Raw genomic sequence first — 13,200 nt, forward strand, 5'->3', positions numbered from 1 at the left:
GACTAAGTCGTTAACAGTAAAGAATTAAGTTAACAAATATTTAAGGAACTTGAGTTAAAAGCTTTTAAGCCTAGAAGCTTTTAAGTGTAAAGATTAAGCGGTTTCAGTCTCTTTAACCGGAGCTGAGTTACGGATTAGGTGGTCAAATGCACCTAAACTTGCTTTAGCACCTTCACCCATCGCAATGATGATCTGTTTGTAAGGTACGGTTGTTACGTCACCCGCTGCAAATACACCTTTCATTGATGTTGCACCATGAGCGTTAATCTCAATCTCACCGCGTGGTGATAGTTCTACCTTCGTTCCCTTCAACCATTCGCTGTTTGGCATTAGGCCGATTTGAACAAAGATACCCGCTAGTTCAATCTGTTTCAGTTCATCGGTGTTGCGGTCTTTGTATTCCAGGCCGGTTACGCGGTTGCCATCACCCAATACTTGTGTAGTTTGAGCCATCTTGATGATTTCGATGTTTGGCGTTGCGTTCGCTTTGTCGATAAGTACTTGGTCAGCGCGTAGCGTGTCTGCAAATTCAAGTACGGTTACGTGTTCCACGATACCTGCTAGGTCAATAGCGGCTTCAATACCTGAGTTACCGCCACCGATAACCGCTGTTTTCTTACCTTTGAACAATGGACCGTCACAGTGTGGGCAGTAAGCAACGCCTTTGTTGCGGTACTCTTGCTCACCCGGAACGTTCATTTCACGCCAGCGAGCACCTGTACTTGTGATCACCGTGCGAGCTCGCAGTGTTACGCCGCTCTCTAGCTCAACGTGGATGTAGCCGTCTTCCGTGTCTTCTGCAGCAATGATGTTCGCAGCGCGCTGCTCAGTCATTACTTCAACACCGTACTCTTTTACGTGCTCTTCTAGGCTAGCCACTAGCTTAGGACCCGTTGTTGCTTTCACTGAGATAAAGTTCTCAATCGCCATTGTATCCATGACTTGGCCACCGAATCGGTCTGCAACCACGCCAGTACGTATACCTTTACGTGCTGCATAAATTGCTGCTGAAGAACCAGCAGGGCCACCACCGACAACTAATACATCAAATGGTGCTTGTTGATTTAGGTTTGCCGCTTTCTTTTCTGCTGCGCCTGAGTCAACTTTGTTAAGGATTTCTGCCAATGACATACGGCCTTGACCAAATAGCTCACCGTTAATAAACACGCTTGGTACCGCCATGATGTCGCGAGACTTCACTTCTTCTTGGAATGCCGCGCCATCGATCATCGTTGTCTTAACCAGAGGGTTAATCGCCGACATCATGTTGAATGCCTGAACTACTTCTGGACAGTTTTGGCACGATAGTGAGATGAAGATTTCTACATTCAGCTCTTGATCTAATTCTTTAATTTGTTCGATTACGTCAGCTTCAAGCTTGATTGGGTGACCACCACTGTGAAGCAGTGCCAGTACAAGGGATGTAAACTCGTGACCCATTGGTAAACCCGCGAAACCGATCGCAGTGCCTTTCTCTTGGTTCACGACCTGCATGATAGGGCTGCGAGTGTTTGCGCTATCATCGCGAGTTACTTCAATTTTATCTGTGAGAGAGGCGATATCATTCGCTAGGTCTTGAAGTTTGTTTGCGGTATCGCTGTCATCAAGGCTCAGCACTAACTGAACATTGGTTTTTAGGTTTTCTAGGTATGCTTTTAGCTGCTGCTTCATTGCTTGATCTAACATAATCGTGCCTGCTCTTAAATTCTGTGTCTTGGTATTGACCAATACCTTCTTGCTGAAAAAGGAAAATAAAAAGGGGGCGCAAGTCGGCAAATATTGTGGTGTTGATGTTTTGAAAGGGTGGCGCGCGACTGCCCTTTAGGAGGGGGGCCGAAGCGCGCCTGTAGAACCGTTTAGCTATTCTTGTTAGCTAGGCTTAGATTAAATCTTGCCTACTAGGTCTAGAGATGGAGCTAGAGTCTCTTCGCCTTCTTTCCATTTAGCTGGGCAAACTTCACCTGGGTTAGCGGCTACGTATTGTGCTGCTTTAACCTTGCGTAGTAGGTCTTCTGCGTCACGGCCGATGCCTTCAGCTGTGATTTCCATTGCTTGGATAACGCCTTCAGGGTCGATTAGGAACGTTGCACGGTCTGCAAGGCCTTGACCTTCACGCATAACGTTGAAGTTATTTGTGATGTTGCCAGTTTGGTCGCCTACCATGAAGTATTCGATAGTGCCGATTTTGTCAGAAGTATCGTGCCATGCTTTGTGAGAGAAGTGAGTGTCAGTTGATACTGAGTAAACTTCTACGCCGCGAGATTGAAGCTCTGCGTATTTGTCTTGTAGGTCAACTAGCTCAGTTGGACATACAAACGTGAAGTCTGCTGGGTAGAAGAAGAATACAGCCCACTTGCCTTTAACGTCTTGCTCAGTGATTTCTACGAATTCGCCGTTTTTGAATGCTGTTGCGTTGAATGGTTTGATTTCTGTGTTGATCATGATTTGACTCTCTTTCTAATTTATAGTGTTTAACGCTATCCCGCGTCGATGTAGATATATTGCATTGCCACCGAAAATTAGTGAAATCGGACATTTCTATAGATTCAATAGGCGAATCCTATCTTCGAAAGGAAAAGGCTATCGGTAAAAGCTATCAACAAAAACAATTAACAAAAGCCATCAAACATCAACAACTCCCAATTTAAGTAGCTATGCTCTTTAGGTTGTTCTCTACATTGGGCTTATCTCTATTGGTGTGTGTATCTATGTGTCTATGTAGGTAGGGTTCGGTATGGTTTCTTTGCGTGAGTTGAGTTGTTATATCAAACTGTAAATAACAAAAAATTATCATTAATATAAATTATAATAATTTAAGTTAATTAACGCATGTACCTATACTCTCTCCATCGAAACGAAACACCGAAGCTAGACTTCGAAAAGCACAGAATTTAAAACGAATTTGGAGCAAGTTATGAAAATGAATCACGTAGGCATCATGGTGGGTGACATGGACCAAGCAGTCGAGTTTTACACGAAAGCTCTAGGTCTAAGAATCGTAATGAACAACACCAAAGTGATGGAAGAGCGCGAATCAGCAATCGGCCGCATGTGTATCGCTGTGTTCGGTGAAGGCTTTAAAGGCTTCAACATTGCACACCTAGTAACATCTGATGGTATCGGTGTTGAGCTGTTCGAAATGAAAGAGCGCCAAGAGCGTCACGAAGTTGATTTCTCACGTCTAGGTATTTTCCACTTCTGTCTACAGCTTCCAAAAGAGCAGTTTCATTCAGCGATTAAACGTGTTGAAGAGTTTGGCGGTAAGGTCCGTATGGACATCATGCGTTACCACCCAGAAGACGAACTAAAACAAGCACAAATGGTTTACCTAGAAGACCCGTTTGGCAACCTGTTCGAATTCTACTCGCACACATACGAAGACACCTACGCGACTGACTACGAGTAATAGTGTTATCTACCTGTCATAAGGTAGAAAACCGAAACACCCCCTAAAGAGGATTGGTAGAGATACCAATCCTTTTTTTGTGTCTGCGATATTGAGTGGAAGGTTACGGATAAACCTGGTCAAAGGAGTGCTTTGTGCTCTTCGTTGCACTAAAACAAGCCGACAGTGTTGCTCTATAGTGCAGCACTGGCTAAAGATGAAACTTAACTGATTGATAAGTATGATGTTAAACCATTGGCATATATGTTGCTCTATTGTCTTTATGTAAATTGTATACAATAAAAAATACATAAAGGAAGTCACATGGAACAGAACAGTGAATTGATCTACGGATTAGACGATCGACCATCAGTCAGAGCTGCCAGTTACGCAGCGTTGCAGCATGTATTAGCCAGTTTCGTTGGTATTATCACGCCCACACTCATTATTGGCGGTGTGCTTGGGTTGGGTGAGCACATTCCTTATCTGATCAGCATGGCACTGATGGTGTCTGGGGTCGGCACTTTTATACAAGCTAGGAAAATAGGGCCAGTTGGCGCAGGGATGATCTGTGTCCAAGGAACCAGCTTTGCGTTCTTGGGATCTGTATTAGGTGCAGGTTTTCTGGTTAAAGCGAATGGAGGTGGGCCAGATGAAATGCTCGCTACCATTTTCGGTGTCTGCTTCTTTGGTGCATTTGTTGAAATCGTACTATCGCGCTTTATCGAAAAGCTCAAAGTCGTTATCACGCCCGTTGTGACTGGAATCGTTATCACGACGATAGGTATCTCTTTGATTAAAGTCGGTGTTACTGATATTGCGGGTGGCGTTGGCGCCGAAGACTTTGGCTCTGGAAGCAATCTGATGTTGGGTGCCATCGTCCTCGGAACCATAGTGGCACTTAACCTAAGCAACAATACTATGGTTAGGCTGTCGTCTATTTTGGTCGGTTTAGTTGTAGGGTGGGGCGTTGCTATTCTGATGGGCAAAGCGTCGATGGTTTCTTTTGCATCTCAACCGCTATTGAGTATCCCTGTCCCATTTAAATATGGCTTCGCTTTTGATTGGCAAGCCTTTCTCCCGATTGCTTTTATCTACTTGATTACCGTTATTGAAACAACCGGTGACCTGACTGCCAACAGCATGTTCTCAGGACAGCCAGTTAAGGGGCCAAAATACATCAATCGACTCAAGGCGGGCGTGCTAGGTGACGGCGTAAACTCGCTTATTGCAGCAGTATTCAACACTTTTCCAAACACGACTTTCAGCCAGAACAATGGTGTGATCCATTTTACGGGGATTGCGAGTCGCTACATTGGCTACTTCATTGCGGCGATTCTTTTTCTATTAGGCCTATTTCCCATCTTAGGCGCGGTATTGATGACGATTCCAAAACCTGTGTTGGGTGGGGCGACATTAGTCATGTTCGGTACGGTTGCTGCGGCGGGCATCAAGATTATCGCTAGTGAGAAGCTGGATCGTCGCAGAATCATGACGATTGCCATCTCATTAGGTTTAGGACTGGGGGTAATGCTGGTACCGGATTTATTGAAAGAAGCACCCAAGCTAGTGCAAAGCATATTTGGCTCACCTGTAACCATGTCTGGTATTGCCGCGCTTGTGACTACCGGGTTGATGTCTTTGGTGCCTGAAACAAAAGCCAAGCAGATTTCGAACGTCGTACAGACCAGTAAAGCGTAACGGGCTTCTTCGTGCTGAACTAAGGATGTTTAACTAGAGCCACATGACATATGTGGCTCTCAACTTTAACTTATTGTGTGACGTGTTGGCATCTCACTTAACTTGGTAAATAACATAAAATTATCATTAATATAAATTATGATAATTTCAGTTAATCGTCGTATCTCCATATACTCTCTCCATCGAAACGAAACACCGAAGCGAGTCTTCGAAAAATACAGAATTAAAGAGAATTTGGAGAAAGTTATGAAAATGAATCACGTAGGCATCATGGTTGGCGACATGGACAAAGCAGTCGAGTTTTACACAAAAGCGCTAGGTCTAAGAATCGTAATGACCAAAACTAAAGTGATGGAAGAGCGCGAATCAGCAATCGGCCGCATGTGTATTGCAGTATTTGGTGAAGGCTTTAAAGGTTTCAACATTGCTCACCTAGTCACTTCAGATGGTATCGGTGTTGAGCTGTTCGAAATGAAAGATCGTCAAGAGCGTCATGAAGTAGATTTCTCTCGCTTAGGTATCTTTCACTTCTGTCTGCAGCTTCCAAAAGAGCAGTTTCATTCAGCGATTAAGCGTGTTGAAGAGTTTGGCGGTAAGGTTCGTATGGACATCATGCGTTACCACCCAGAAGACGAACTAAAACAAGCACAAATGGTTTACCTAGAAGACCCGTTTGGCAACCTGTTCGAATTCTACTCGCACACATACGAAGACACGTACGCGACTGACTACGAGTAATCGCGTTATCTACTTGTCATAAGGTAGAAAAACCGAAACATCCCCTAAAGAGGATTGGTAGAGATACCAATCCTTTTTTTGTTTGTGTGCTTTTTAAGTGCTCCATCATATGGTGCGGTTAATAAAGCAACAGCTTTAAGACATTGTTAAAGTTGACGTTTTGAAGATAAAACCTTTCATGAATATGACTGAAGCGAGCGTGCTTCATGAAAACATTGCGCAATCACACTGGTGATAGCCCTCGCTGAGAACTCACAATACTCAGTTCAATACTGCTGAACCGCACTACAATGAAAATAGATAAACATTACATGAAGAAGATCTACTGAAATAGCATGAAAAAACTAAACCTTATCTTTGCCGCTTTTCTTATTACTTTGCTTGCCGGATGCTCGTCACATGCGGCCGTCGATACTTCAAAAACAAAGGGCTATGCCAATTCACATGCGCTTGTGGGAGTGGCTTCTTGGTATGGCGATAAATTCCATGGAAAACTGACGGCAAGTGGTGAAACGTATAATAAAAACGCCTATACAGCCGCTCACAAAACCTTGCCATTTGGGACTATCGTGAGAGTGACCAATACAGCCAATAACAAGTCAGTCGATGTCAAAATTAACGATAGAGGCCCTTACGTAAAAGGCCGAGTGATTGACCTTTCCCACAAAGCATTTTCTCGAATTGGTGACGTTAAGAAAGGCGTAGTAAAAGTCAAAATTGAGATTATTGATGACAGCAACACCTTTCGATACAAACACTAGAATCCCCTCCTAACCTCCCCTTGGTGTACATCTCCGCTCCCTTACCAGCAACGGGAAGGGGAGGAAAAAAAACCTCGATCTCGATGATTGAATAGCATATTTATGCTTACTCGATAAGGCTGCTTTTGCAGCCTTTTTTGTGCCTTTCGATAATCCATTTTTAATAAGATTATCTTATTTTCAGTATGTGGGTTGATGATGTTATGTGGTCAATAAATCAGTGTCTTAGCTTTCTTATCATTAGGGTTCATTGAAATTCATTGTGAAATAATGAAAAGCTAACCTAATCCAAGTTGAGCTTTGGTGTGATTAACAGTGAAAGCCTAAGGGCAATTACATTTAGTTACTTACTGAAGTAAAACTGAAATATTAGTTACACGGTTCTGAAATTTTTGGTGTTTAGCTTATGGGCTTCTATATCGCATTTAAATAAGGAAATACCCGTGAAGCTAACCCCTGTCGTTGCAGCCGTAATTATGTCTTTCAGTTCAGCAAGTTTTGCTTTTAGCTTGCAACAATCTGCCAATGAAAACAGTGAAGATCTCGTATGGACAGGGCACCTAAGCCCAGACAGCGACACGGTAATGTCTGCGATGCTCGCGGCTCATATCTATGGCGGTACAGCGACAGTACCAGAGCCGATTAATCCAGAATCCACCTTCATCTTGAATTACTGCAATGCTGAATCACCACGCGTAGAGACAGATTACTCTTCATACCGAGTAGGGCTGGTGGATTTCAACCAAGTCACTCAGCTAGCGCCAACTATCGACCAAGCATCTATTGTTGCTGTGGTTGATCATCATGCAATTGGTGGCTCACCGATTAATACACCACAAATTGTCGAGATGGATATTCGAGGCTGGGGATCGGCTGCCACTATTCTTGCTGACAACGCTGAAAAGTTGGATGTGACCCTACCTAAGCACCTTGCTTGTGTCGGTTTAGGCGCAATCCTTTCTGATACTGTGGTATTCCAATCATCAACCACAACTGAGCATGATCGTGAGTACGCAGAGAAACTTGCAAAAGTTGCAGGTATTTCAGATATCGAAGATTTCGGCCAACAGATGCTGATTGCTAAGTCTGATCTCAGTCATCTTTCTTCTGAAACCATTCTGACGCTGGATTACAAAAACTTTAAATACGGTGGCAAACAGGTGGGTATCGGTGTTGCTGAAACACTAATGGCTCAACAACTGATTGACCGTAAAGACGATCTTCTAGCAGCAATGAAGACTTACAAAAAAGAGAACGGGCTAGACCATCTGTTCTTTTCAATCACAGATACCAAGAACAAAGAAGCTAACCTATTGTGGGTGGATGAAAGCGACTATCAAGTCATCAAGTCGGCTTTCAACGCTGAACCAACAAGCGACATGCTGACGTTAGAAGGCGTCACTTCGCGTAAGCGCCAGATTGGCCCTGCGGTTCAAAAGGCAATTGAGAGCTTGTAAGTAGAAAGAGAGTTTGGAGGGGATTGGTAGAAATACCAATCCCTTTTTTATTATTGGGCGTCTAAATGGGATTTGGACAATAACAAGTTAGGAGCAGTCATAAACTGCAGTCTCATTCGAAGCGATTAAAAAAGCACTTCTAAACGAGATGTTAGAAGTGCTAATTATTGAGTAAATTTAATAAACTTCTTATACCCAGACTTGATCAAATACTCGGTACATGTTGCCACCTAAGAACTTGCTGCAGTCTTCTTCTGAGTATCCATTTTCAAGCATGGTATCAATTAGAGCTGCAACAATTTGATATGGTGCTGGGGTAGGAAACCCTTTTGCTCCTACAGCGGCACTATAGCCACCATCAGGGAATACGTTCTGCCCCATTGGTGTTTGAATAATAGACGCTGTAAAATTGATGTTCGGGATATAGTCTGAACCGAAGCCAACGTGGTCTATACCGACTAAGTTGACCATATAATCAATATGTCGAAATAATTGTTCAGTCGTCAATATATCTGGGTTAGATGTATCCATAAAGGCAGCCACCATATTTATTGAGCAAACCCCACCGGTTGCCGCAACACCTTTAATCACAGCTTCAGAAAGGCTTCTCTGATAATCAGCAATGGCTTTCGCACCTGAATGCGAAGAAATGACAGGTTGGCTACTGCGTTCAATCGCATCTAAGGAGGTTCGTTCGCCAGTATGGCTTACATCAACAGGCATACCGTATCGGTTATAAGCGTCGACAAGTTTTTTTCCATATTCAGTTAGACCACGGTTCTCAATTTCGAAGCAGCCATCACCCACATCATTACGTTGATTATATGCCAATAAACAGTAACCATAGCCCATCTCACGCCATAGTCCTACGCGATCAACATCACCACCAAATATTTGAGTACCTTGGTGAGTGAAGTAAATACCCAATTTGTTTTGTTTTACCGCTTCATCAATATCTTTGGTAGTGCGGATCATCATATAGTCGTCTGGGCGTTCTTTCATTTTGCTTAGGTAGAACTGAGCGCCTTTCATAATGCCTTCAACCGAGGCATCTAACGAGTCTGCGGAAGGACATGCTGCTAGTACCTTGAATCCAGCGGCTTTGCACTTGTCCATTTCATCATGGAATTCTGGTGCTTCAGGTGAAGACCATTGAGAGGGCCAAAGACCGGAAAAAAGGCTGTCAATAGCCATAGAATCTCGAACAATTTTTTTTGCACGTTCAGATGCAGGATATTTGTGTGTTCGTTGAGGGATTTTTGAATAATCTTTTATTTCAAATTCTGGTAATTTTGGTGCACCTGACTTTGTCGCTTTATCATTACTTGGTTCGATTTCAGATTTGTTGTCCATATTTGAAATTTTCCTTAACAGTGTTAGCTTCTATAAAATATAAATATGTTGGAAGTTTGGAAGTTTGGAAGTAAAGATAGGTACGGATTTATATCAAACGGAGTGTTAAGCCCTTTGTACGCACCTTTTTATGCACCTTTTTATAAATAAACTACGCCCAATGACATGATAAAAACGTGATTTATGTCGAATATTTTTGGCAAATCTATCTAAATGTTACCTCAATTAGAAAATTCATTTAAAAGTATTATATGTGACACTTTAAGAAATTATCGAAGAGGTGAGATAAAAAAGCGATACCTGAGTATCGCTTTCTATAGTCTGATTTATCATTGATTAGGTGAATTAACGTCGAATGGCTTCGCCTGCTTTAACGTCTGTATCTAGTTGTGTGTTGTTGATAACGATTTTGCCGTTAACCAATAACCAATGTACGCCTACGGCTGGGTGGTTAGGATCTTGGTAGGTGCCCACATCAGCGATAGTTTCTGGGTCGAATACCACGATATCTGCGTCCATATTAGTTTGGATTCGTCCTTTATTTTTCATTTGAGGGACAAAATCTTCTATTAATTGAGCTGGCATCAGTGTCATTTTACGTAGTGCTTCCGTCATCGTTAACAAGCCGCGCTCACGAACATAGACTCTGAGTACTTTAGCAAAGGTGCCATTTGATCTAGGATGAGAGAATAGATCTTTTGGTAATGGCCACTCGTCACCTGCATAATTTTCAATGTGGCCGTCTTCGTCCATATGCATCCAGAACATTTCGTCAGATTCAATCAACACATTAGGATTTAGAATCGAAGCGTCTAATAGAGCAAGATCTTTAGGGTTTTGCTCGTCTAGGAAGTGCCAGACAATAAAGGTACCAGGTTTATTTTCTTGGTAGTCTTTCAACTGTTCTTCTGTCATACGTTCTTTACCTAGCTGAAAGTTTTCAGCGGTTGAACCCATACGTTCCCGCCAGCCTTCACCAGAAAACATGGCTGCGCCAACGACAGTACTTGCTGCGCCCCAAGGGTAAGCGCCCACAGTAACATTGATTCCTTGTTCTTGAGCCTTATTGACCATAGGTAAGATGGTTTCGATATCTTTTAATGAAGTACTGTTAATATGACAAAAGTGCATATGAGCGCCAGTGATAGCGGCATTGCCCACTAATTCTTTAACGGCTTCAAACGAGCTTTGTGGCTCGGCATTGCTAGCATAGCGAACGTGAGTATAGGTTGCTACGTCTCTTTCTGCGGCTAATTCAGCCAATGCATAATATTCTTTTTGACCATGGCCCGGTGCATAGCCAGCGTTAATCCCGATACCTAGGCCACCTTCATCAAGGCCTTGCTCAATCAGCTTGATGATTTTACTTTCTTGCTCAGGTGTTGCTATATCCATCTTCCAATCATTACGTGATTGAGCTTTTTGGAAATAGCCAACGGTCGCTTCGGGTTCCGTCTCACTAAATGTAGCAATACGAGCGTAAGTCCAACCAGCTGCTGCACCATAGTTTAATGGTAAGCCTTTTTCAGCTTGTCCTGCATACCAGTCACTGATAGGTAGAACACCAGATTCGAGTTCCAGCATAGTGGTAACGCCTTGCATCGCCTGCATTCTGTAGTCACCAATGTTTTGACCATGAGCGTGGACGTCGATGAATCCAGGGGCAACAACTTTACCTGTAGCGTCAATAGTTTTATCCCCAGAAATACTATCGGTCGTTATTGCTGTGATCTTATTATCTTTGATCCCGACATTAGCAACAGAATCGAAATTTGTTTCAGGGTCGATAACTCTGCCGTTCAAAATTACAACATCATAATTAGCGGCGATAACAAGTGGTGACATAAGGCCAAAGCCGACGATCGTAGCCTTTTTAATGAATGATTCTAGTGGTTTCATAATTTTATCCCGTGTGTGTGAGATGAACTATAAGTGTTACGTGTCAAAAATCTTAGACCAATAATTTCACGCTATCTACCTGATCCTCATCTTTGCTCATTGATAAGACAAATCTAACGTGACAAGAGAAAGTGACTCAAAAACAATCACTTTTACGCTCATCTCACCCACAGCTATTGACTTTGCCGCTCCAGAGCTGCCCTTCTCTATAAAGGCAATTTTGACAAAATAATCCTTCATAGCTAAACGTTTATGTACCAACGTTTTCGTCAGGGAAAAAAAATGCCAAACCTTAAATTACGAAGTTTAAGCGCGATATTCTTCTTTGCTGTCACTCTTCCCATCGTAGTGTTAGCCGACGAGGGGCAAGATGTAGAGGAGGTAGCTAAAGAGCTAGCCAACCCAAACACAACGCTTGGCTCGATGTCCTTTAACTTGGATTGGACGAACTATCAAGGCGACTTAAATTCAGCGAACAGTCAGAACGGGTATCGCTTGAGCTTTCAACCTGTTCTCCCTGTGCCAATTGCAGAGCGAACCAACTTATTTATCAGACCAAATATACCTTTAATATTTGACCAACCCTATTACAAGGGCGATAGATTTGAAAATTCAGATGCAGGTCTCGGTGATATCGGCTTTGATGTGGCCGTTGGTCATACCTTTGAGAGCGGCATGATTGTCGTGGGGGGGATAGTGGGTACACTGCCCACCGCAACAAGCGATGAACTGGGTAACGATCAATTCTTACTCGGTCCAGAGTTTGCCTTAGCCTACGTACAAAGCTGGGGGGTTATCGGGGCGTTAATTACCCATCAATGGAACGCTGGCGGAAGCAATGACGCCGACGCGAGTATTACTGGTGGACAGTACTTCTATACCGCGAATCTAGACGATGGATGGCAAATTCAAGCGCAACCAACTTGGAGCTATAATCACGAAGCGAGCAGTGGAAATAAATTGTCATTCCCTATTGGTATTGGGTTCGCTAAGACGACTCTCATTGGTGGCAAACCCATCAAGTTTGGTCTTCAATACTGGAACTACATTGAAAGCCCTGACGCGTTTGGGATAGAGCATCAACTTCGACTGGTCATCACACCTGTTGTTGCTCTTCCTTGGTGATAACAGGTCGCAGGATAAAATTAGACATAAAAAAACCGCAGCGAACTGCTGCGGTCTTAAATTTGGCGGTGAGTGAGGAATCCGACTTATTTATTTAAGATGCTGATATATATCCATAAAAAAACTCGCAAAGAGAGCGGTAATACTTTTAACCAAGTGTCAAATTCATAAGTTACTGCATAAATTTTTAGGCTAAGGCAACTATACTTTATCCTAACATACTTAACATACTTAACATACTTAACATACTTAACCTGCTTACAACCGCCAGCTAGTAATTCAGTCTATTTCAACATAAGTATAATAGCTTCTTCAACGGCATCAGTTAGGTATTTCCAACGGTGCTGCAATAGCCATGCAGGCTAAGACCCCCGATACACGGTTACTCACTTTAATCCCTTTCCGCACAGAATCTCTGAGCCTTAAGAAGGTTCTGGGCAAATCCGTGTTAGTCCTACTAAAAATCCCCTCCTAGCCTCCCCTTAATCAGTATCTACAATCCATTGTGGTTCGTAGAAAGGGGAGGAACTGAATACAGATCGTTTCATGTGCAGTTACACATTCAGCGCTAAAGAAGGTTCTCCCCCTCGGTCGTCAATCTAGAGGGGGGATAAACTTAATTGGAGGGGGAGTTAGAGGGGGTGGGTGTTCGAAATCAGCCCGAACGCACAGGATATCAATGCTCTCAATTCAGAAAAACATTACGCTTCACCCAAAAGATTGGAATGCCTAAGCGTTCCAATTTTAATATCTGATTTACCTACGCCGCCTAGTGCACCGA

The 13,200-nt window shown here is 43.1% G+C and carries 10 protein-coding genes; 6 read left to right on the plus strand and 4 right to left on the minus strand.

What is annotated here, in order from left to right:
• Positions 1-93: 93 nt before the first annotated feature.
• Both ahpF and ahpC read right to left on the minus strand, forming a co-directional pair.
• Entirely contained in the window at positions 94-1,686 is a 1,593-nt protein-coding gene (gene ahpF, locus A136_RS08515; RefSeq protein WP_017065260.1) for an alkyl hydroperoxide reductase subunit F, read from the minus strand.
• A gap of 198 nt (positions 1,687-1,884) precedes the next feature.
• The gene (gene ahpC / locus A136_RS08520) at positions 1,885-2,442 is read right to left on the minus strand and encodes an alkyl hydroperoxide reductase subunit C (protein WP_016798107.1); all 558 of its coding nucleotides are present in this window, start codon (positions 2,440-2,442) and stop codon (positions 1,885-1,887) included.
• Positions 2,443-2,914: 472 nt separating this feature from the next.
• Here ahpC and A136_RS08525 point away from each other — a divergent pair, with 472 nt between their 5' ends.
• The 5 genes from A136_RS08525 to A136_RS08545 all read left to right on the plus strand — a co-directional run bounded on the left by A136_RS08525 (position 2,915) and on the right by A136_RS08545 (position 8,042).
• Positions 2,915-3,406: a VOC family protein gene (locus A136_RS08525; RefSeq protein WP_017065261.1), complete on the plus strand. Its 492-nt coding sequence runs from the start codon at positions 2,915-2,917 to the stop codon at positions 3,404-3,406.
• Between the two features lie 303 nt (positions 3,407-3,709).
• On the plus strand, positions 3,710-5,086 hold the full coding sequence (locus A136_RS08530; protein ID WP_017065262.1) for a uracil-xanthine permease family protein: 1,377 nt from the start codon (positions 3,710-3,712) through the stop codon (positions 5,084-5,086).
• A gap of 246 nt (positions 5,087-5,332) precedes the next feature.
• Positions 5,333-5,824: a VOC family protein gene (locus tag A136_RS08535; RefSeq protein WP_017065263.1), complete on the plus strand. Its 492-nt coding sequence runs from the start codon at positions 5,333-5,335 to the stop codon at positions 5,822-5,824.
• Positions 5,825-6,159: 335 nt separating this feature from the next.
• Positions 6,160-6,585 carry a septal ring lytic transglycosylase RlpA family protein gene (locus tag A136_RS08540; protein WP_017065264.1) on the plus strand — a complete coding sequence of 142 codons (426 nt, stop codon included), beginning with the start codon at positions 6,160-6,162 and terminating at the stop codon, positions 6,583-6,585.
• A 443-nt stretch (positions 6,586-7,028) separates the two neighbouring features.
• The gene (locus tag A136_RS08545; RefSeq protein ID WP_017065265.1) at positions 7,029-8,042 is read left to right on the plus strand and encodes a manganese-dependent inorganic pyrophosphatase; all 1,014 of its coding nucleotides are present in this window, start codon (positions 7,029-7,031) and stop codon (positions 8,040-8,042) included.
• Between the two features lie 189 nt (positions 8,043-8,231).
• On the opposite strand, the gene A136_RS08550 is transcribed toward A136_RS08545, so the two are convergent.
• Together A136_RS08550 and A136_RS08555 are read right to left on the minus strand one after the other, a co-directional pair.
• Complete coding sequence (locus tag A136_RS08550) at positions 8,232-9,395, minus strand: dipeptidase (RefSeq protein ID WP_017065266.1); 1,164 nt, start codon at positions 9,393-9,395, stop codon at positions 8,232-8,234.
• Between the two features lie 345 nt (positions 9,396-9,740).
• Positions 9,741-11,294, minus strand: coding sequence for an amidohydrolase family protein (locus tag A136_RS08555; RefSeq protein WP_017065267.1), 1,554 nt, complete (start codon positions 11,292-11,294; stop codon positions 9,741-9,743).
• Positions 11,295-11,576: 282 nt separating this feature from the next.
• On the opposite strand from A136_RS08555, the gene A136_RS08560 reads away from it, so the two are divergent.
• Positions 11,577-12,419: a hypothetical protein gene (locus A136_RS08560; RefSeq protein WP_017062424.1), complete on the plus strand. Its 843-nt coding sequence runs from the start codon at positions 11,577-11,579 to the stop codon at positions 12,417-12,419.
• Positions 12,420-13,200 lie beyond the last annotated feature (781 nt).

This window comes from Vibrio crassostreae 9ZC13 (assembly GCF_000272045.2).
Classification (GTDB): Bacteria; Pseudomonadota; Gammaproteobacteria; order Enterobacterales; family Vibrionaceae; genus Vibrio; species Vibrio crassostreae_C.